The sequence below is a fragment of the Bacillus sp. NMCC4 genome (genome assembly GCF_002998555.1).
Lineage (GTDB): Bacteria > Bacillota > Bacilli > Bacillales > Bacillaceae > Bacillus.
In genome coordinates, this window is record NZ_PVRA01000003.1 from 147,507 (window position 1) to 168,323 (window position 20,817).

Consider the following 20,817-nt stretch of genomic DNA (forward strand, 5'->3'; position numbering starts at 1 on the left):
TGTTCGCCTCCGTTATTTGTAATGTCCGCCAATTTTTTCGGCGCGGTGATACGCCTGCCCTGCGCTTGTCAGTGACGAAGCGTGCAGCAGGGCAGCAGGTCCATACTTCATGTGGATCGCATCAAATACTTTGCTGAGTTTGTCTTTTTGAACATGGTGATCAAATAAAGTCAGCTGATATTGGCTGTCAGACTGCAGCTGTGAGAGAGTAATACCCACACTGCGAATGGGCTGGCCATCCCAGTGCTGCTTGCATAGCTGAATGGCTGCGTCTGCAATATCTGTCCCGTACTGTGTAGGTGAATGAAGCTTGATTTGTCTATGAAATCCAGTCGGATGAGAAAAATCAGCGCCTCTCACGCCAACAGACACTGTTTGCCCAAGATAATGCTTAAAGCGTGCACGTCTTGCCACTTCTTCACTCAATTCAAGAAGAGCGACTTTGATATCCTCAAAAGACGCATAATCATGGGGAAGAGTCATATGATGTCCAACCGCTTTTTGCTGATCATGTGTGTGAATGGTGACCGGAGAGGGATCATGCCCTAAAGCTGTTCGCTGCAAAAGCTCTCCGTTGATTCCCCAGCGTTTTTTAAGCCGGTCTAACGGATAAGCAGCAAGCGTCCCAATGGTACTGATGCCCATTCGTTTTAAATGGTGCTCCATTCGTTTGCCGACGCCAAATAATTTTCCAATCGGAAGCGGCCATAAATCAGCCGCAACACTGTCTGTACGAAGTTCATAGATACCAGATGTGTTTTTTTTAGCAAAATGGTCACAGGCCATTTTAGCGAGCACTTTATTAGGACCGATGCCAACACGTGCGTAAATGCCAGTCTGGTTCATAATGGTTGTTTGTATATTTTGAGCGATCTCGCGGGGAGAACCGAGTAGTGTCAGACTGCCTGTAATATCAAGAAATTGTTCATCAATTGAATACGGTTCGACAAGATCTGTGTATTGTTCGAGCAGCTCTGTTATCATGACAGAGATATCAAGATAGCGCTGCATACGGGGGCGTACGACGACAGCTTCGGGGCATTTCTCCTGCGCTTCCCATAATCTTGATGCATTTTGTACGCCTCGTTTTTTAGCGAGCGGGCAGGCGGCAAGTACGACCCCGCTCCGCCGCTCAGGATCTCCAGAGACGATGAGCGGCACATCCTTCAAGTGGGGAGCCTCCACTTTTTCGACTGACGCATAAAACGATTGCATATCCACAAGCAGAATGGCTCGTTCATTCATTATTTTCACCTCTTAGAACATATGTTCCGTTTATATTGTAACCGTCAGGAGGCGAAATTGATACTGGTAAATCATTCAAAGAAAAGAGTGTAAATCCATACAAAAAAGACGAAGTGTCTTCCACTTCGTCTCATTTGATGCAACATTATTTTAAGCATGTGCCAAGTTGTGAGATGTTTGGAGCGGCTCAGAACGCAAACGATAGGCCGTCAGTTTTTTCTTAGGCTTATGTGTAAACTGCCGCACCACATCCACGTGGTCATCGTAATGATACAGATAAAGGGTCACATCATGTTTGCCAAGCTTTGTTTGCATGGTAAGCGGCGCAGGCCCTTCCTGCGGATGAAGAAAACGCTCTTCATCACCAGGATAAATATAATAGCGTTCAATAAAGATCGCATCATTAAAATGTTGAATAATTTCAGATACTTGCTGATCATTGAGCGGACGATCTTCAAACATGATCGTTGTTTGATCACTTGTTACTTTTGCATGCACCGCATAACGACTAAAAAGGCGTTCCACAACACCAGAAGGCAGCGAAGTGACAAGAAGCTTTAAAAGACTAAACACAACAAGTGAAGTAACAATCCAAACCAATATCATCATCTCCAATAAACATTTGTTACATTTCCTATATGAACCATCTTAACATACCAAAAGAATGAAACTTTCGCACAAAAAGTGAACTTTTTGAAATAAGTGTGAAGATTTAAAAGGAGATGACGGCGAAAGAACGAAGAATCAACAAAGCTGAAAGGAAAAAAGGCCGACACGTGATCTTTACAAACAATTAATCGAACAGGTAGACTATTGAAACAACAGTTTTTTAAAAAAAAGAGAGCGGTAAGCCAAAAATGAAAAGGGGCGAGGTCATCATGATACGTCAAGTGAAGCCGTCAGATTTTTACGCCGTCACATCCGTCATCCAAAGCTGGTGGGGAGGCAGAGATTTGCGCGCAAAATTGCCGAAGCTATTTTTTGAACATTTTCAGCAAACAAGTTTTGTCGTCGTTGAAAAAGGTGAACTGATTGGCTTTTTAGTCGGTTTTTTATCGCAATCTCATTCAGATGAAGCGTATATTCATTTTGTAGGTGTACATCCAGACCATCGGAAATTAAAGATAGGAAAAATCCTATATCAAGCCTTTTATGATGTGGCAAAACAGGAAGGAAGAACAACCATTAAAGCGGTAACAGCACCTGTAAATAAAGTATCGATTGCCTATCATGCAAAATTGGGCTTTCAAATTGAAAAAGGGGACAAAACTGTAGAAGGAATCTCCGTGTTTTCAGACTATGATGGAATAAATGAAGATCGTGTTTTATTTGTGAAAAAATTAGAGGCAATGCAATGATTGTCAATTTAGATCAAACAATAAGTGATGTAGCAAAGCAGATCTTACATATTCAACTAGCTGCATACCAACAAGAAGCTGAACAAATTGGCTATGCCGATCTCCCACCATTAAAAGAGACCATTCAAGATGTAATGAAAGCAAAAGAGCAATTTATTGGTTTTGAGCAAAAGGGAATCTTACTAGGCGTTGCCTCTTATGAAGAGCAGAAAGATTATTTGATCATTAGTCGATTGGCTGTACATCCAAAAGCGCTAAAGCAGGGTATTGGAACAAGACTTATGTCCACAATTATGGAGAAAAATGTCCCTATAGAACTGACCACAGGGCAAAAAAACACCCCTGCAAAAAGGCTATACGAAAAGTTAGGATTTCTTGAAACAGATGTGATTCATGTTGCAAAAGAGCTCACCTTATCAAAAATGAAATGGAGACCAAGGCGAAAGGTTGAGGTTGTCGAATTCAAAAAAGAGTGGCATGAAGAATTCCATCAAGAAAAGCAGCAACTCAAGCAAATCATTCAAAAGAACTGGATAGAAGGACATCATATTGGTAGTACGTCAGTTGAAGGGCTTGTTGCCAAACCAATTATTGATATCTTAATAGAAGTAAGTCATATAAAAGAGATCGATAAAAAAAGAGAGAGCTTTGAACATCTTGGATATCAAGCGCTAGGTGAAAATGGCATAAAAGGGAGACGTTTTTTTCAAAAGGGTGGCTTGAATCGTACGCATCATGTCCATGTTTATGAGAGAAATCACCCTGATGTGAAAAGGCATTTATTGTTTCGAGATTACTTAAGGGCCCATTCAGAACGAGCTGTAGCGTATGCGTCTGTCAAGGAACAATTAGCAAATCAGTATCCGGAAGATATACAAAGCTATATGGCAGGAAAGAATGAAATCATAAAAGAAATAGAAAATGAGGCATATCACTGGGATAGAGAAGGAAGAGAGGAAGCTCTTAAATAAGCTACCTCTTTTCCTCGTTAATTAGGAAGCTGAACATTGCCTTTTACAATATAGGCCTGTGAAGCAGCAGTAGATGGAAGAGCGGGTAATTTATCCTTTACTATGACCCCGCGGATATCTGTGATTCGAACAGGAAGAGATTTAGACCCCATATTAAATCCAAGGAAATGGTTGTAGTCTGTTTTTTCCATGTTCACCCATTGTCCATCTTTGTAATATTCCATTTTCATAATCGGATATTTATGATTGCGCACTTGAATCGCAGCCCACCACTCACTGCTGCCTTCTTTTATTCTGTAAGCTACATTTCCGCTAATCGGTGCTTTTACAATTTTCCAACTAATTGGGATTTTTCCATCTGCCATATTACCGATTTTGGCAAAGGCATTAGGAGAAAGATCAAGAGCTCCTTTTGCTCCTTCTGGATATTTATCGGTTACATACACAACGGTTTTTCCTTTTGGACCCTTTACTTCAAGGTAAGCACCTGCAAGTGCCGCATTTATCCCTTTATAGTTATAGTCATGAGGATTTAAAGCCGTAATTTTCATGTCAGATGGAATAGGATCTAATAATGCGGCGCCCCCTGAGTAACCAGATCCCGTATAAGTCGCATAGCTTTCTCGTACTTCATCAAGGACAGATGCCGCTTTCATGTTTGGCACAGCGAAACTCAACATAAATATCAGTGCCCCGATGAAGCAGAGAGATAATCTTTTTTTCACGATCTAAAACCTCCTGTTTATTCTTTTAAAATTGGTAGCGTCATAAGTATAATTCTAAAAAACAAGAAGCGAAAAGAGCCAATAGATAGATATAATCCTAGTGAGAAGAGCGTGTATTTCAAAGAATATGACTTTCGGATTTAGTCGTGTGTCATGTTTTATGGTGTTTTATGTGTTACAATGTAAGCATCAATTTAAAAAGGATGTTCGCCATGTATATTCACATCACAGAACTGGCTAAAACATATATAGAAAAACAGCAAATAGGAAACGAAACTAAGGAATTACTGCTTCGCTACGATTCAGAAGGTTGTGGCTGTGCAGTGAGTGGCGTACCAATGCTTTGGTTAACAAGTGAAAGAACAGGTGAATCGGAACAACTGAATAATAGCCAACATTTAAAACTATATATACACATTGCACAGAAGGTATTTTTTGATGAGGAAATGACCATCGATTTTAATGAAAAAGCCAATACATTGATGCTGAAAAGTCCTCAGCAAATACTCAGTCCAAGAATGGGCATACTTGTAAAGTAAGGTGGAAACGTAGTGGATCAGAAGCTTAGAGTGATACAAAACACGGCACAAAATAAAACATGGGTGTCGTTTTTAAATAACAATCATCCCTATACCCTTTTGCACTGGTCAATAGGTGGAATGGATTCGGTGAAAAAGGACGTTTGGCTTCTTCAAGATGAAGTCACATTTGAAACGGAAGAATTTCCAACGCTCGAATTAGCTGTCAATTGGATCAAAGAGAATATGGAACAGGTAACAGATGTATTATAAAAGCCCTTTTTTGACAAAAGGGTTTTTTTCGTGCCTTCATCATCTCATCAAACAGCAGGGATGTCTAATCTGAAAAATGATCTTTTAAAACGCAAAAAAACCGTTTTATAACAACCAATTCGACAAAATGAGAAAAACAGAAATGAAAAAATCGTGGTTATAAATGCCGAAAAATAGGCAATGAAAGCGTTTATTGCGGGATACCGAAAACTTTGCGAAAAATGACATTTCATATTTCTTCCATTCGAGGGAATGTGATAGAATACAACATGTATCGTATATGAGAAGGGAGGTGCTAAAGTGAATTGAAGCTCAAGCTGTCATCGCCTCAGGTTGGAATCAAAATAAACGAATGGTATAGGCAGATTTGCGGATTTCATGTCATGAAAGCAGAGAAGCTGAAGGCCGAGATCGAGCAGGAAATTCTGGAGATGGAACAGGATCAAAACTTGTTGCTGTTTTACCAGCTGATGGATTTTCGCCATAAGGTGATGCTTGAATATTTTGAACCGGCAAAGAAAGCCTCAAATGATGAAGAAATTAAGAACCTGCTAGAAACGATCGAACATTCGCAAACGAAATTAACGGACATGCTTGAATACTATGTTCATTTTTTCACAGGAATGTTTGAGTTTGAACAGCAAAACTATTTAAGTGCCATTGCTTATTACCGTTCAGCAGAAAAAAAGCTCAATCTCATATCAGATGATATAGAAAGAGCAGAATTTTACTTTAAATTAGCTGAAATATACTACCACATGAAACAAACCCACTTTTCGATGCACTATGCCTTGCAAGCGTTAGATACGTACTCTGCCTACAGAACGTACACGCTGAGAATCATCCACTGTGAATTTGTCATCGGTGCAAACTATGATGATTTGAAATGCTATGAACATGCATTGCCCTACTTTAAAAATGCTCTAAATCGAGCACGCTCAATTGGAAACCCTCGAGTCATAGGTTCGGCCCTTTTCAACTTAGGTAACTGTTATTACCAAATGAACGATCTTGCGGAAGCAAGCCGTTATCTGAAAGACTCTCTTGAAGTGTTTGAAAAGGAGAATTTAACCCATCTTAATCGCTCTCTAGACCCACTATTTATGCTGACCCAAATCCTGTTTAAACAAAAACAAATAGAAGAGTCGTTAACCCTCTATCAACAAGGTATTATGAAAGCCTGTGAATTAGAAGATGAAATTTACATCTGCAAATTTCAGTTCTTAAAAGCATTATACGTTGATGCAGAAATAACGATCATAGACGATACATTAGACCTGCTCGAGGACAAGCGCTTATACCCAGATATTGAGGAATTGGCACTTGATGCGGCTCATTATTACAATGAGCTTGGACTGTATGAAGCATCTACACGGTTTTACGAAAGGAAGATTCAAGCCATATCAAAAATTCAAAATGGGGGTCATTTATATGAAAACGAGTTTGATAGTTCTTTTATTGGCAGCAACTGCAGGATTATCGGTCATGAGTCAGCAGCAATCGGAAGAGAGTCATATGGAGCTGGCGGGCAGACATCATACAACAGTGGTGACTATCGCATAAGTTAGCTCAAAAAGAGGAGACGAACCGCTGTTCATTCTCCTCTTTTATCTTCATTCGATTCAAATTGTTGAAGAAATCCTTGAACTTCTTGTTCATAAGCTGCCTTATTTTCGCTAAAAGACATCGCATGTGCCCCGTGCGGCGCTATAAATAGCTGTTTATCACCTTTTTTTCGAGCATATAGCTGCTGACTCTGCTCGCATGGAATATAGTCATCATGAAGACTATGGATAAAAAGCACAGGTTCTTTCACCTGATCGATCACATCCAGCGGTGAAACTTGCCGAATGCTGTATCCATCCCGCCATTTTAACACTCGATCACTTAGTGGAAGAATCCATTGCCCTGAAAGACGAAAATCTGTTTTTAATCGATAGAGAAGCTGATCCTCAAAAGAAGCAAAAGGACAGTCAGCTATGTAAAAATTGGCGCTTGCTTCCGGATTTGCAGCATATAACAAAGTCGTGACTGCACCCATTGATTCTCCATGTATGCCGATAATGGCATTTTCCCCGAGTCTTTGTCTGAGCCACTTCGCGACCTGCGCTAAATCTTCTTTTTCGTAGTATCCATAACTCGTGGTTTTCCCGCCGCTCATTCCATGTCTTCTATGATCATAAAGCATCACATTCCATCCGAGCTTTTGGAATAATTTCATATACTTAACGGAATTAATCAAACTGACTGTGACGCCATGACAAAGTACAATGGTGCGTGTTGTATGTGGATGCGGCACAAAATAGCCATGAAGATCATAACCAAATGCTGAAGGAATACACACTTTCTCTTTTTTAAGCTGTTGAAACTCTTCGTGATGATAGTGTCCTTCATCTGATTCTCTTTTGATGAGCTCTTCATCTGTTAATTTTCGAATATACATCATTTTATTGGTGAAAAAAATGCCGATTGCAGCGAGCGGACATAATATCAAGGCAAGTATAGCGATCCATTTCTTCATCCAGCTGATTCTTCCTTTCCGAAGTTTTTCCTATGACGATCATACCACATGTTGGGAGATTGGCGTGACTCTTGCTCAGCAAATAAAACGGATGATACACTTAGGGCAAAAGGAGAGAGGCACAATGAAAAAGACCAATCAAGATCAAGCGAAATTAAAGGACGGCATAAACGAGGATCTCAAACAGCAGCTCCTTCAAATGAAGCAGAACCTTGCCGCCGAGACAGAAAAAAGAGAAGAACAAAAACGACAAGACCTCCTTCGGCAGCAGAAAGAAAAAGAAAAAAATAAAAGCTTCTCCGAGCTGCTAGATGAAAGTCATTTGGACTGGAGAAAATATAAAAGCTAAAAAAAGGGAGCTCTGATGCTTCCTTTTTTTCATGTCATCATTGAGATTGAGCAACAGAAATGAACTTGTTCAAAACATAGGTGCTTTGAGAGCAGACTCTTCTGACTCCTTCGAATTTCACTTCATTTCAGCTTCGTGACAATATGATTTAAAACTAAATCCCATCACCTATTTTATACGTGATCAAAATAGAAGAAACGGGAGTATTGATTTATTAAAATTCCTTTTTATTACAAATATAGTAATTAAGACCCTTTAAATAGAGGAGCATTCTTCTTATAATGAAGATGCATTGAAAAATTTGGAAATGGAGATGATTCACATGAAATTGAGAAGAACAATGACTGGAGTTGCTTTATCTTTAGGATTGCTTTTACCTGTTTCTGGACAAGCTCTTGCTACAAATGATTCAACGGAAGCGGATTTGCGTACAAAGGCTACTTCAATTGTAGATTGTTCTGTAACTCCTTTTAAAGGCGCAAGTAATCGATTATGTATGTATTCGGATAATGGTTCTTTTGCAAATAGTTTCAGTCGTTTTGGTACGACATTTTATCTTAAAGGCAAATCTGGAAATTATGCATATTATGAAAGTGCAAGATAAGACAACGGAGCTTTTAGTCCCTTCAGGCTGTCGAGAAAATCTCGACAGTTTTTTTGAAGGTTTAAACACACCGTATATTGAATGAACTCCAAGTGAAAAACACCATATATCGTTTATCGAACAGTTCAAAAGACAAAAATGAGGGTTTTGTGGACATCTTGTCTTAAAAACCCTCACTTTCTCTTCAAGCTGACGGGGCTTTTAGCCCCTTCTCTCTTTTTAAGAGAGAAAAAATCCACTTTTTCGGTGAACTGATCGAAGAAATGATAGATACTACAATCAGTTCCAGAAAAAATGTGCATAAACGAAGCTGTGCAGCAAGGCTTCTCCACTGCCTGTTGAACATGAAAAAGAGTTCATACATACGATAAAATAAAAAATTGTAGAAAAACATAAGTTTCTCTACAATCCAAGAGATCACATGATGTGATCTCTTTTTATCTTATTTAAACCGGTGCGCCTCATACACAGATGGTTTTGTATAGTAAGTCAATGCTTTTACTTCTTGGTCACTTAAAGAACGTGCATTTGCCGCTGCAACATTTTCTTTTAACTGTTCCACCGAGCTTGCGCCAAATACAACGGAACTGACCGCAGAATGCTTAAGCAAATATTGAATGGACAGCTCTGTGAGTGATAGGTCATAAGCGACTTTCTTTAAAGAAGGAATGACCTGCTGGAGATCGTCAAATGAATATTGAAGATAGCCGTTTTTTTGAATCGCTGCACTTGCTTGCGAAAGTGGTTTTTCAGTTAAAAGCCCTTTTGCTAAAGGTCCTCTTGCGACGACACTAATGCCTTGTTCTTCAAGAAGAGAGAACCATTCCTCTGGACGGCGGTCGAGTAAACTATATTGCATCATCACACTGACGATGTTCGATTTTTTGGCGTATTCTTTAATGACGTTTGGACGGATAGAAGAGATGCCATAATAGCGAATAACGCCTTCTTCCACTAATTCTTCAAAAGCCTCAATCGTTTCATCGATAGGATCATCTATCGTGCCTCCGTGCAGTTGGTATAAATCAATATAATCTGTTTGCAGCCGCTTGAGGCTTTGTTTCACGGCCTTTTTTATGTACGCCTTTGAAGGGTCCCAGTCCCAGCCAGATTTGCCTTTTTCAAAGCGGTTGCCGCCTTTTGTGGCCAAAATCAAATCTTGCCGCCTGTTTTTAATAGCCTCCCCGACAATTTCTTCATTTGTCCCAAAATCATATAAATCGGCTGTATCCAAATAATTAATTCCAAGGTCTATAGCCTCATCTAATAAAGAGAGCGCTTTTCCTTTTTCCGTTCCAAGGGACATACATCCTAGTGCTGCCTCACTCACCAAAAGATCCGAGGTACCAATTCGTCTTTTTTTCAATTCCATCACACTCCTATCCCTTCACATTAAGTGAAAAAAATCTGGAATTCAAGCTAGGTGATTTCAAGTGGCGCATTGAAGCAAGCGTTCGCATTTCGCTTCTCCTAAATCATCTATGTTAAAATGAATGAAGTAAAAAGTGAAAGTAGAACGAGGAGCTGACAAAATTGAAGGACTTTGAAGAAAAAACATTATCGACTAAAGAATTATATAATGGAAAAATCATTGATTTGGTTCTTGAAGATGTAGAATTGCCAAACGGAAAACAAGGCAAACGCGAAATCATCAAACATCCTGGTGCAGTAGCCGTCATTGCTCGTACAGACGAAAATAAAATCATCTTGGTCAAGCAATACCGTAAAGCACTAGAGAGAGCCATCGTTGAAATTCCGGCTGGAAAATTAGAGCCAGGAGAAGAGCCGGCACATACAGCACTGCGAGAATTAGAAGAAGAAACAGGGTACACCACTCAGCAGCTCCAAAAGCTGACGGCCTTTTATACATCACCTGGTTTCGCAGATGAAATCGTCCACATTTATCTTGCAGATCAGCTGGTTCCGCTTGAAGAAAAAAGAGAGCTGGATGAAGATGAATTTGTTGAAGTGATGGAAGTTTCATTAGAAGAAGCCTTGCACCTCATTGAAAAGCAGCACATTTATGATGCAAAAACAGCCTATGCCATTCAGTACTTACAATTGCAAGAGGTACTTAAGTCAACAAAATGAGGGAGTTTTTTGCAGACATCCATATTCATATTGGCAGAACCAGAACAGGCAGAGCTGTTAAAATTACAGGTGCAAGGTCACTGACAATTGACCAAATTCTCATTGAAGCAACGCAAAGTAAAGGGATGGGGATGATTGGTGTGATTGATGCACAATCTCCAGAAGTCCTAGAAGAATTAATAGAGGGTGTAGAGGAAGGCAAGTACACTGAACTAAATGATGGCGGTCTATCATTTGGACAGACCGTGCTGCTTTTAGGCAGTGAATTAGAAATTAACGATAACCATTCAAAAGGTCCAATTCACGTGCTTGCATTTATGCCCACACTTCACAAAATGTCTGAGTTCTCCGCATGGCTCGCGCTTCATATGAAAAATGTGCATTTGAGTTCACAGCGCCTCTATGTTGATGGGAAAACACTTCAGCGCAAGGTCAAGGAGCTAGGAGGCTTGTTTATTCCTGCTCATATTTTCACGCCGCATAAAAGCTTATTTGGCAAAGGAGTCAACACGTCTTTAACGGAAGTATTCGACCCAGACCTCATTGATGCTGTTGAACTAGGTCTTAGCTGCGATACGTCAATGGCGTCCCAAATAAGTGAGCTGAACCGTTATCCCTTTTTAACGAATTCAGACGCTCATTCTTTAGGGAAAATTGCGCGAGAATATACAAAAATCCGAATGGATCATGCCTCTTTTGCCGAATTCAAACTAGCCCTTGAAGGGAAAGAGGGCAGAGCCATTACAGGAAATTATGGACTCGCTCCGCGGCTTGGGAAGTACTATCATACAACCTGCGAGAAGTGCGGAGTAAGACCTCGCGCGCTAGATCAAGAAAAGTGCCACGCATGCGGACATACCCGGATGACAAAAGGGGTGAGTGAGCGTTTAAAGGAGCTTGCTGACCAAGAAAGTGACAAAGGAACAAGACCTCCTTATGTTCATCAGCTCCCGCTTCAATTTATTCCGGGTGTCGGAGCCAAAACGCTGGAGAAGCTAAAAGCCGTGTTTCACACAGAGATGAATATCCTTCATCAAGCAACAGAACAAGAACTAAAAGCTATCCTGCCAGAAAAAACAGCCAATTACATCATCAAAGCAAGAAAAGGTGAAGTCGAACTGATCGCTGGCGGGGGCGGAGTGTACGGTAAGGTGGATATCAATCATGAATCAAGTTAACTGGACATGTCAAACGTTTGACCAATTAACAAAAGAGGATCTTTACCTAATTTTAATGGAAAGAGTCAATGTGTTTGTTGTTGAACAAACATGCCCTTACCCTGAAATTGATCACCGGGACCAAGAAGCGCTTCATCTGTCTGCAAAAGAGGACGGCACGATTGTGGCTTATTGCCGAATTTTTCAAAGCGGAATCATGTACGAAGAGGCGTCCATTGGCCGCGTTCTTGTGACGCAGGCAGGCCGAAAAAAAGGCTATGGAAAAATGCTGCTCAGCAAGGCTTTGGAAAAGCTGAGTGAATTAGGTGAAACAAGTGTCAAAATTCAGGCGCAGGCCTACTTGAAGTCGTTTTACGAATCATTTGGTTTTAAGGCCGTTTCAGATTGTTATGATGAAGATGGGATTCCTCATCTTGATATGGTGAAAACAGAAAGATAGGCGTGTATACGTCTATCTTTTTTATGTCACATCGTGTATCATAACGTCAACGAAAGGGGTTTTGCCAAATGGGAAAAAGCAATGCAAAGAAAAAACGAGAACATATTGAAAGGCAGCACAGCCGAAACCCGGAACTGTCGAGAGGAAACATGCCGCATTTTAGCACACATGAAAGAAAGACAAAAACAAAACAAGAAGCCTTGCAGCACATGATGAAAAAACATAAAAGAAGGAATGCTTATGATCACTTTCAAGAGGATCATAAGCATTTTTATTTTGCTTTTTTGTGACAACTAGTTCAAATAAATGGAAAAATTTTAAAAAATAGGACAAACGGTCGTTTCTTTTTGTCTGAAAATGTAGTTAAATGACAAAAAGATGAAAGGGAGAGTGAGTATTGTGAACGTCAAGTCAATTGGAGCAAGGCTTTGTATGGCAAGTATGATGCTGGCATCGGTCACGTTCGGCGCCTCACATATTTCTGCAAAGGAGCAAGCAAAAAAAGAGTACATGATCGGCTTTTCTTCTTCCGTTCAAGATCATACACAAAAACAGCTTGTCGAAGAAGCTGGTGGGCATGTAAAAGAATCCATAGAGCAAATAGATATGATGAAAGTTTCCTTGAATGAGGCATCGAAAGAGAAACTGAATCAGGCAAAAGAAGTGACCTTCATTGAGGAAGACCAAAAGGCAAAAACAAGCGGTCAAACGATCCCATATGGCATCAAAAGCATCAAAGCACAAAAGGTACATAAACGGGGATACGCCGGACAGAATGTCAAAGTAGCCGTTCTTGACAGCGGCATCGATGGCAAACATGAAGATTTACATGTCACCGGCGGAGTCAGCTTTGTTCCAACAAAGTCAGATCCGCTTGTTGACCCGCATGAACACGGAACGCATGTGGCAGGCACAATTGCAGCGTTAGATAATAAGGTAGGTGTCGTTGGTGTTGCGCCAAAGGCTTCTATCTATGCGGTCAAGGTGGCAGATGAAAATGGTGACGGCTACTATAGCTGGATCATTAAAGGAATTGAATGGGCCATTGAGAATGACATGGATGTCATCAATATTAGTATGGGAGGAGCAAGTGAATCTGAAGCGCTGAAAGAAGCGGTAGATCGAGCATATGGCAAAGGGATTCTCATTGTGGCTTCTGCTGGGAATGCAGGAAGTTATGGCTCTCTCAACACGGTTGACTATCCAGCTAAGTACGCCTCAGTGATGGCGGTTGCCTCTGTTGACGAAAGAAAACAAAGAGCCTTTGATTCATCTGTCGGCGAAGAAGTGGAAGTCTCAGCACCGGGCGTTTCAACGCTCAGCACCATTCCTCATAATGAATATGGCTATAAGAGTGGAACATCCATGGCATCACCGCATGTAGCGGGCGCTGCGGCTGTCATTCTATCAAAACATCCGAATTTGACAAACGATGAAGTGCGCGAGAGACTTTCAAAAACGGCTGCAAAGCTTGGAGATCCTTTTTATTATGGTGCCGGGCTTGTGAACGTACAAAAAGCCGCCCGATAAATGATAAGAGAGAGCAGTGTTTAGGCTGCTTTCTCTTTTTTCTTTCAATAAAACTGTCATGTTTCGTAATCTCTCTCATAGAATCTAGTAACCTTTACTATTTGGGAGGAAGACGCATGCGGAAAAAGTCTTGGAAGGAACATCTTCTTCAGCACGTAAAAGACCATCTATCGATTTATTTGTTTGTCTCTGTACTCTTTTTAATGGGCGTGATCTTTGGGGCCATCATCGTTAATAGTATGACAATTAGTCAGAAAGAGGATTTATTCTATTATTTAAATCAATTTTTTGGTCAGCTGACGAATGAGAAAGCAGCAGAATCAAAAGAAATGTTTTTGCAAAGCTTTTTGCATCATATGAAATATTTAGGTCTTATGTGGATACTAGGAATATCTATCATTGGCCTGCCGCTCATCTTTCTCATGATCTTTTTAAAAGGAATTGTCGTTGGGTTTACAGTTGGTTTTCTAGTAAATCAAATGGGGCTGAGTGGTTTTTTCCTTTCGTTCGTATCGGTTCTTCCGCAAAACATATTGCTTATTCCAGCCTATTTAGTGATTGGTACATGTGCGATTGCGTTTTCCATCCGTCTCATTGGGCAGCTGTTCATGAAAAAAACCATCAGTCAAGCACCTGTTCAGTGGTTCGCCCGATATGCATCTGTTTTGCTGATGATTTTAACGCTTGCTGCACTTTCGTCCTTTTTTGAATCTTACGTATCTTTCATGCTCATGAAAAAGCTGGCAGGTGTTCTTTTTTCATAATTTTATAATCGTTATTAAATAATAATCAATTTATTTATCAATTTAAAATGATTATAGTTGGCTCTCAGCACATCATTTGATATAATGATCAAGTAATGTGGCGTAGGAGGGAAAGTCAATGGAAAATCGGATTGATCGAATTAAGAAACAGCTTCATTCTTCCAGCTATAAGCTCACGCCACAGCGTGAAGCAACAGTAAGAGTACTGCTTGAGAATGAAGAAGACCATTTAAGTGCAGAAGATGTATACCTCCTCGTAAAAGAGAAGTCTCCTGAAATTGGTCTTGCTACTGTTTATCGAACGTTAGAATTGCTAACTGAACTGAAAGTTGTTGATAAAATTAACTTTGGAGACGGCGTTTCGCGATATGATCTTCGCAAAGAAGGAGCCGCTCACTTCCATCATCATCTTGTCTGCATGGAATGCGGGACAGTCGATGAGATAGAAGATGATTTATTAGAAGACGTTGAAGAGATTATTGAACGTGACTGGAAATTTAAAATTAAGGATCATAGATTGACATTCCATGGTATTTGCCACCGGTGTCATGATGATGAATCCGGCAAATAATCCGAATTGGAACCTTTTCATTTAAGATGAAGAGGTTTTTTGCATTTTCGCTGTATATTCCTTGTCCCACCTGGCATATGCTGAAGTAATGAGAAGCTTGAGAAAGGACATGAAAATCATGCGAAAATGGCTCAAAACAACAGGTGAAGTGATGAAAGTATTCATCTTGTTCACTGGTTTTACCGTCTTGTTCTATTATGCTATGATATGGATAAATTCAGAATATGAAAGCTACCATCGTTATGATAAACCAGAGGGTGCAGCAATTAAAGTGATGGAAATGGATCAGCCGAATCAAGACAACTGGCAAGACCGATTGATTTATTTTTATCAAAACGGGGAGTAGAAATCATTGAACGATCAATTATCCGACTTTATTCATTTTATGACAGTAGAGAGAGGACTCTCTGAAAATACCATTGTTTCTTATAAACGAGATTTACAGAACTACTTGTCTTTTTTAATGACACATGAGCAGCTGACGGATATCAAAGATGTCACGCGCCTGCATATCATTCATTATTTAAAGCAGCTAAAGGAGGAAGGGAAATCGAGCAAAACGTCAGTGCGGCATCTATCCTCGATCCGTTCCTTCCATCAATTTCTGCTCCGGGAAAAAGTGACAACAGATGATCCGTCGTGGAACATTGAAACGCAAAAAACAGAGCGGAAACTACCGAAAGTTCTATCACTAGGGGAAGTCGAAAAGCTGCTTGATACACCAAATCAGCACACTCCGTTTGACTACCGTGACAAAGCGATGCTCGAGCTCTTATATGCAACAGGCATTCGCGTCAGTGAAATGCTGGATCTGACTCTTGCTGATGTTCACCTCACAATGGGCTTTATCCGTTGTTTTGGAAAAGGAAGAAAAGAGCGGATTGTGCCAATTGGTGAAGCTGCTGCAAGTGCGATTGAAGAATATATCGAAAAGGGAAGAAGCAAGCTGTTAAAAAAACAGCCGGCAGATGCCTTATTTCTCAATCATCACGGAAAAAAAATGTCGCGGCAAGGTTTCTGGAAGAATTTGAAAAAAAGAACCATCGAAGCAGGGATTCAAAAGGAACTCACACCCCATACACTCAGGCATTCATTTGCAACACATCTGCTTGAAAACGGTGCAGACCTAAGAGCCGTGCAGGAGATGCTCGGACATGCCGATATCTCAACAACACAAATTTATACACATGTGACGAAAACAAGACTGAAAGATGTGTATCACAAATTCCATCCAAGGGCATAAGTAAAGCATGACACAGTGAACGTGTGTCATGCTTTTTCATGTTTGCACCGTTTATGGTTGTCAACCGGCTTGTAAACGGTTTATACTTGAGATGTCAGACCTCTCTTTTTGAAAGGTCAAAAGACAAGAATATTGAAGGAGGCGCTTTTTAATGCCTGATTATCAGTATAAACGCATTTTCCTCGTCGTAATGGATTCAGTAGGAATTGGGGAAGCACCCGATGCTTCTGAATTTAATGATGTAGGTGCAGATACACTAGGACATATTGCTGAAAAAATGAACGGGCTTCATATGCCGAATATGGCGAAGCTTGGGCTGAGCCATATTAAAGAAATCAAAGGAATTCCAGCGGATGAAAAGCCGCTTGCGTATTATGGGAAAATGCAAGAAGCATCAAATGGTAAAGACACAATGACAGGACACTGGGAAATCATGGGTCTTTACATAGACACACCGTTCAAAGTCTTCCCAGACGGATTCCCAGATGAACTATTAAATGAACTAAAAGAAAAAACAGGCAGAGGCATTATTGGAAATAAACCTGCGTCTGGTACTGAAATTTTAGACGAGCTTGGCGAAGAGCACATGAAAACAGGCGATCTAATCGTCTATACATCTGCGGATTCTGTGCTGCAAATTGCTGCGCACGAAGAAGTGGTGCCTTTAGATGAACTTTACCGTATTTGTGAAATTGCACGTGAACTCACATTAGATGAAAAGTATATGGTTGGACGTATTATCGCTCGTCCGTTTGTCGGGGAGCCTGGCGCATTTGTCAGAACACCAAACCGCCATGACTATGCTTTAAAACCATTTGACCGTACAGTTATGAATGAGCTGAAAGATGATGGGCTCGATGTGATTGCAATCGGCAAAATCTCTGATATTTATGATGGCGAAGGAATCACATCTTCTCTTAGAACAAAATCGAACATGGATGGAATGGACAAGCTGGTCGATACACTTAAAACAGACTTTACAGGACTCAGCTTTTTAAACCTTGTTGATTTTGACGCTCTTTACGGACATAGAAGAGATCCAGAGGGCTACGGAAAAGCATTAGAGGAATTTGACGCACGACTTCCTGAAGTGTTTGACCTGTTGAAAGAGGATGATCTCCTTGTGATCACAGCAGATCATGGAAATGACCCTGTTCATCACGGAACAGATCATACAAGAGAATACGTTCCGCTCATTGCTTACAGCAAAAAGCATCAGGGAGCAAATGAACTGCCAACAGCAAAAACCTTTGCTGATCTTGGAGCAACAGTTGCAGACAATTTCAAGTCAGCCATGCCAAAATACGGCACAAGCTTTTTATCTAAACTCAAATAGGGGGAAATCTCGTGGGAGCACAGTTTTCAGAAGCGGCGGCATACATTAAACAAGCATCGACAAACGTACCAACAGTTGGATTGATCTTAGGTTCAGGGCTTGGCATTTTAGCAGATGAGATTGAAAATCCAATCAAATTGAAATATGAAGATATTCCTGGATTCCCTGTTTCAACAGTAGAGGGTCATGCAGGACAGCTCGTCATCGGGACGCTGAAAGGCACTGTCGTATGTGCTATGCAAGGACGTTTTCACTTCTATGAAGGATATGATATGAAGCAAGTGACGTTTCCAGTCCGTGTGATGAAAGAAATTGGCATTGAGACATGCATTGTGACAAATGCAGCCGGCGGTGTGAATACATCCTTCCATCCAGGCGATCTCATGCTGATTACAGATCATATCAATATGATGGGGACCAATCCATTAATTGGACCAAATGACAGTCAAGGTGTTCGTTTCCCTGATATGTCTGCCCCATACGATAAAGATTTGCTGGCACTTGCAGAAGAAACAGCTCAGCGCTTAGGTATATCTGTACAGCATGGTGTTTATGCAGGGATGACAGGTCCTTCATATGAAACACCGGCTGAAGTTCGTTTCCTCAGAACACTTGGAGCAGATGCTGTAGGCATGTCAACTGTTCCAGAGGTGATTGTTGCGCGTCATGCAGGAATCAAAGTGCTTGGTATTTCATGCATTTCTAATGCGGCATCAGGTATTTTAGATCAGCCGCTGTCTCATGATGAAGTCATTGAAGTAACGGAAAAAGTGAAAGCGAGTTTCCTTGATTTAGTAAAAGATGTAGTCAAACAACTCTCATAGCATGTTTCAAGAAGCCTTCTGTTTTATCGACAGAAGGTTTTTTTATGGCAATCATACGATCTCTGAATAAAACAGCCTGTATGAGGAAAAAATAGAAAGGATTACGATAATGGAGGTCTGCCACTTGAAACGTCATATATGTGCATTGTTTATTTTAATGATCCTTATCTCAATGGTTTCACCATCAGCGATAGCAAAAGAAAAGATTGAAAAACCAGGAGAAAAACAAACATCAGAATTGGTGCACGAAGCCAAATCAGCGATCTTAATAGAACGTGACACGGGAAAAGTGCTTTACAACAAAAACAGCGATGAAAAGCTTGCACCCGCAAGTATGACCAAAATCATGACGATGCTTCTCATCATGGAAGCCATTGATCAAGGAAAACTGAAAATGACTGACAAGGTTAGAACAAGTGACTATGCAGCATCAATGGGAGGGTCACAAATCTTCCTTGAGCCTGGAGAAGAAATGACCGTGAAAGAAATGATGAAAGGCATTGCGATTGCGTCAGGAAATGATGCTTCAGTTGCCATGGCAGAGCATATTGCAGGGTCTGAAGAACAGTTTGTGGAGCAAATGAACAAAAAGGCAAAAGAACTCGGCCTCACCTCTACGGTCTTTCAAAACCCAACAGGACTTCCTGAAAAAGACCATTACAGTACAGCTCATGATATGGCAAAAATGGCAAAAGAGCTGTTGAAATATGAACAAATCACTAAATTCACAGGGGTCTACGAAGACTATCTCCGTCAAAACACGGATAAAAAATTCTGGCTTGTGAATACGAACCGATTGATTAAATTTTATCCAGGAGTCGATGGGTTGAAAACAGGTTTTACAGGCGAAGCCAAATACTGTTTAACTGCATCCGCTAAAAAAGGCAACATGCGCGTCATTGCAGTTGTCTTCGGCGCAAGTACACCGAAAGACAGAAACGCTCAAGTGGTCAAAATGTTAGACTATGCATTTAGTCAATACACCACTCACCCGCTTTACAAACGAGGACAAGATGTAGCGGAGATCAAGGTAAGCAAAGGGAAAAAGAAAAAAATTCAGCTTGTCACCTCTGAGCCAATCTCCCTTTTAACGAAAAAAGGCGAAAATGTGGATCAGATTAAAAAAGAAATCAAATTGTCTCAGGATGTCACGGCCCCATTCTCAAAAGGAACGGAACTAGGTACAATTGTCTTGAAAAAAGACGGAAAAGTGCTGCATGAAAGCCCTGTAGAAGCTAAAGAAGGAATGGAAAAAGCAGGCGTTTGGACTTTCTTGAAAAGAGCGATGGCGGAATTTGTGAAATGGAAATAAAATGTGAAAGGCTGCTGTAATTGGCAGTCTTTTTGCTATGAGTAAGAAGAAAAGAACATCTAAATGTGACGAATGGTCACTAGTTTTGTCATGGTGAAGGATTTACTTGATAAAAAAGAGAAACAATCTTTATCCGAAATTAGAGCAAGGAGGAATAAAAAGATGAGCCTTGAAATTGATTTTCAAGTAAAAGAGAGCGTACTTTGCATTCGGTTAACAGGAGAGCTTGATCATCACTCCGCAGAAACATTGAGACAAAAGGTGACGAATTATTTGGAAACAGAGGACATTCGCCACATCGTGCTGAATTTGGCTGATTTAACGTTTATGGACAGCTCAGGTCTCGGAGTGATTTTAGGAAGATATAAAGAAATTAAGCAGCTTGGCGGAGAAATGGTCGTCTGTGCTATCTCGCCAGCAGTGAACCGATTATTTGATATGTCTGGCTTATTTAAAATCATCCGTATGGAGCCTTCAGAGCAAACGGCATTGCAAACATTGGGGGTGGCATCATGAGGAATGAAATGAACCTGACCTTCTCTGCTTTAAGTCAAAATGAATCCTTTGCGAGGGTGACAGTCGCAGCGTTTATCGCCCAGCTTGATCCGACATTAGATGAATTAACAGAAATCAAAACCGTTGTGTCAGAGGCGGTGACAAACTCCATTATCCATGGCTATGATGGAAATCCAGATGGCAAGGTGCATATCCATGTCACACTTGATGACCATGTTGTGTACCTCACCATCCGTGACGAAGGCATGGGCATTACAGATCTTGAAGAAGCAAGACAGCCGCTATTCACCACAAAACCAGACTTAGAACGCTCTGGAATGGGCTTTACCATCATGGAGAATTTTATGGATGATGTCATGATAGACTCATCTCCAGAAATGGGCACGACCATCCGTTTAACAAAGCATCTATCAAAAAGCAAAGCGCTTTGTAATTAAAGGAGCTGCTCA

26 protein-coding genes are annotated in these 20,817 nt (G+C 40.7%); 21 read left to right on the forward strand and 5 right to left on the reverse strand.

Annotated features, from left to right (window positions below; translation table 11 throughout):
- Positions 1-12: 12 nt before the first annotated feature.
- Positions 13-1,245 carry a DNA polymerase IV gene (locus tag C6Y02_RS08050; RefSeq protein ID WP_034661188.1) on the reverse strand — a complete coding sequence of 411 codons (1,233 nt, stop codon included), beginning with the start codon at positions 1,243-1,245 and terminating at the stop codon, positions 13-15.
- Between the two features lie 150 nt (positions 1,246-1,395).
- Positions 1,396-1,845 (reverse strand): YfmQ family protein, encoded by a 450-nt coding sequence (locus C6Y02_RS08055; protein WP_034661187.1) that lies wholly within the window; start codon positions 1,843-1,845, stop codon positions 1,396-1,398.
- 278 nt (positions 1,846-2,123) lie between these two features.
- Here C6Y02_RS08055 and C6Y02_RS08060 point away from each other — a divergent pair, with 278 nt between their 5' ends.
- Positions 2,124-2,603 carry a GNAT family N-acetyltransferase gene (locus C6Y02_RS08060; RefSeq protein ID WP_034661184.1) on the forward strand — a complete coding sequence of 160 codons (480 nt, stop codon included), beginning with the start codon at positions 2,124-2,126 and terminating at the stop codon, positions 2,601-2,603.
- Positions 2,600-3,574: a GNAT family N-acetyltransferase gene (locus tag C6Y02_RS08065; RefSeq protein WP_106031032.1), complete on the forward strand. Its 975-nt coding sequence runs from the start codon at positions 2,600-2,602 to the stop codon at positions 3,572-3,574. Before C6Y02_RS08060 ends, C6Y02_RS08065 begins: the two co-directional genes overlap by 4 nt.
- A 17-nt stretch (positions 3,575-3,591) precedes the next feature.
- Here the strand turns inward: C6Y02_RS08065 and exlX are convergent, their stop codons facing one another.
- Entirely contained in the window at positions 3,592-4,254 is a 663-nt protein-coding gene (gene exlX / locus C6Y02_RS08070) for an expansin ExlX (RefSeq protein WP_223256530.1), read from the reverse strand.
- 257 nt (positions 4,255-4,511) lie between these two features.
- Here exlX and C6Y02_RS08075 point away from each other — a divergent pair, with 257 nt between their 5' ends.
- From C6Y02_RS08075 to C6Y02_RS08085, 3 genes are all read left to right on the forward strand, one after another.
- Positions 4,512-4,838, forward strand: coding sequence for an iron-sulfur cluster biosynthesis family protein (locus C6Y02_RS08075; protein ID WP_106031034.1), 327 nt, complete (start codon positions 4,512-4,514; stop codon positions 4,836-4,838).
- A gap of 12 nt (positions 4,839-4,850) precedes the next feature.
- Positions 4,851-5,090, forward strand: a complete 240-nt coding sequence (locus tag C6Y02_RS08080) for a YqkC family protein (RefSeq protein ID WP_003215790.1) — start codon at positions 4,851-4,853, stop codon at positions 5,088-5,090.
- Positions 5,091-5,395: 305 nt separating this feature from the next.
- Positions 5,396-6,658: a response regulator aspartate phosphatase gene (locus tag C6Y02_RS08085; RefSeq protein WP_034661176.1), complete on the forward strand. Its 1,263-nt coding sequence runs from the start codon at positions 5,396-5,398 to the stop codon at positions 6,656-6,658.
- Positions 6,659-6,684: 26 nt separating this feature from the next.
- Here the strand turns inward: C6Y02_RS08085 and C6Y02_RS08090 are convergent, their stop codons facing one another.
- Positions 6,685-7,611, reverse strand: a complete 927-nt coding sequence (locus tag C6Y02_RS08090) for an alpha/beta hydrolase (protein WP_106031035.1) — start codon at positions 7,609-7,611, stop codon at positions 6,685-6,687.
- A gap of 124 nt (positions 7,612-7,735) precedes the next feature.
- On the opposite strand from C6Y02_RS08090, the gene C6Y02_RS08095 reads away from it, so the two are divergent.
- On the forward strand, positions 7,736-7,960 hold the full coding sequence (locus tag C6Y02_RS08095; RefSeq protein ID WP_106031036.1) for a YqkE family protein: 225 nt from the start codon (positions 7,736-7,738) through the stop codon (positions 7,958-7,960).
- Between the two features lie 322 nt (positions 7,961-8,282).
- On the forward strand, positions 8,283-8,564 hold the full coding sequence (locus tag C6Y02_RS08100) for an antimicrobial peptide LCI (RefSeq protein ID WP_106031037.1): 282 nt from the start codon (positions 8,283-8,285) through the stop codon (positions 8,562-8,564).
- A gap of 442 nt (positions 8,565-9,006) precedes the next feature.
- Here C6Y02_RS08100 and C6Y02_RS08110 read toward each other — a convergent pair whose 3' ends face one another.
- On the reverse strand, positions 9,007-9,930 hold the full coding sequence (locus C6Y02_RS08110) for an aldo/keto reductase (RefSeq protein ID WP_060596776.1): 924 nt from the start codon (positions 9,928-9,930) through the stop codon (positions 9,007-9,009).
- A gap of 167 nt (positions 9,931-10,097) precedes the next feature.
- Between C6Y02_RS08110 and C6Y02_RS08115 the strand changes: the two genes are divergently transcribed.
- From C6Y02_RS08115 to spoIIAB, 14 genes are all read left to right on the forward strand, one after another.
- Entirely contained in the window at positions 10,098-10,655 is a 558-nt protein-coding gene (locus C6Y02_RS08115) for an NUDIX hydrolase (RefSeq protein WP_060596775.1), read from the forward strand.
- Positions 10,652-11,833 carry a TIGR00375 family protein gene (locus C6Y02_RS08120; RefSeq protein ID WP_106031039.1) on the forward strand — a complete coding sequence of 394 codons (1,182 nt, stop codon included), beginning with the start codon at positions 10,652-10,654 and terminating at the stop codon, positions 11,831-11,833. Before C6Y02_RS08115 ends, C6Y02_RS08120 begins: the two co-directional genes overlap by 4 nt.
- Positions 11,820-12,272, forward strand: a complete 453-nt coding sequence (locus C6Y02_RS08125; protein ID WP_034661163.1) for a GNAT family N-acetyltransferase — start codon at positions 11,820-11,822, stop codon at positions 12,270-12,272. The genes C6Y02_RS08120 and C6Y02_RS08125 overlap by 14 nt, the downstream gene beginning before the upstream one ends.
- Before the next feature lie 68 nt (positions 12,273-12,340).
- Positions 12,341-12,562, forward strand: a complete 222-nt coding sequence (locus C6Y02_RS08130) for a hypothetical protein (protein ID WP_106031040.1) — start codon at positions 12,341-12,343, stop codon at positions 12,560-12,562.
- Positions 12,563-12,671: 109 nt separating this feature from the next.
- Complete coding sequence (locus tag C6Y02_RS08135) at positions 12,672-13,802, forward strand: S8 family peptidase (RefSeq protein WP_106031041.1); 1,131 nt, start codon at positions 12,672-12,674, stop codon at positions 13,800-13,802.
- Positions 13,803-13,918: 116 nt separating this feature from the next.
- Entirely contained in the window at positions 13,919-14,566 is a 648-nt protein-coding gene (gene spoIIM, locus C6Y02_RS08140) for a stage II sporulation protein M (RefSeq protein ID WP_060596772.1), read from the forward strand.
- Between the two features lie 118 nt (positions 14,567-14,684).
- On the forward strand, positions 14,685-15,137 hold the full coding sequence (fur, locus tag C6Y02_RS08145) for a ferric iron uptake transcriptional regulator (protein ID WP_003215577.1): 453 nt from the start codon (positions 14,685-14,687) through the stop codon (positions 15,135-15,137).
- 118 nt (positions 15,138-15,255) lie between these two features.
- Positions 15,256-15,483, forward strand: a complete 228-nt coding sequence (locus C6Y02_RS08150; RefSeq protein WP_003215798.1) for a YqzK family protein — start codon at positions 15,256-15,258, stop codon at positions 15,481-15,483.
- A 6-nt stretch (positions 15,484-15,489) separates the two neighbouring features.
- Complete coding sequence (gene xerD, locus C6Y02_RS08155; RefSeq protein ID WP_060596771.1) at positions 15,490-16,380, forward strand: site-specific tyrosine recombinase XerD; 891 nt, start codon at positions 15,490-15,492, stop codon at positions 16,378-16,380.
- A 151-nt stretch (positions 16,381-16,531) separates the two neighbouring features.
- Entirely contained in the window at positions 16,532-17,716 is a 1,185-nt protein-coding gene (gene deoB / locus C6Y02_RS08160; protein ID WP_066030705.1) for a phosphopentomutase, read from the forward strand.
- Positions 17,717-17,727: 11 nt separating this feature from the next.
- Positions 17,728-18,540: a purine-nucleoside phosphorylase gene (locus tag C6Y02_RS08165; protein WP_034661149.1), complete on the forward strand. Its 813-nt coding sequence runs from the start codon at positions 17,728-17,730 to the stop codon at positions 18,538-18,540.
- Between the two features lie 157 nt (positions 18,541-18,697).
- Complete coding sequence (locus tag C6Y02_RS08170; protein ID WP_374955737.1) at positions 18,698-19,852, forward strand: D-alanyl-D-alanine carboxypeptidase family protein; 1,155 nt, start codon at positions 18,698-18,700, stop codon at positions 19,850-19,852.
- 162 nt (positions 19,853-20,014) lie between these two features.
- A complete protein-coding gene (gene spoIIAA, locus C6Y02_RS08175) occupies positions 20,015-20,368 on the forward strand; it encodes an anti-sigma F factor antagonist (RefSeq protein ID WP_034661146.1) in 354 nt (117 codons plus the stop codon).
- Positions 20,365-20,805: an anti-sigma F factor gene (spoIIAB, locus tag C6Y02_RS08180; RefSeq protein ID WP_034661145.1), complete on the forward strand. Its 441-nt coding sequence runs from the start codon at positions 20,365-20,367 to the stop codon at positions 20,803-20,805. The genes spoIIAA and spoIIAB overlap by 4 nt, the downstream gene beginning before the upstream one ends.
- Positions 20,806-20,817: the final 12 nt, after the last annotated feature.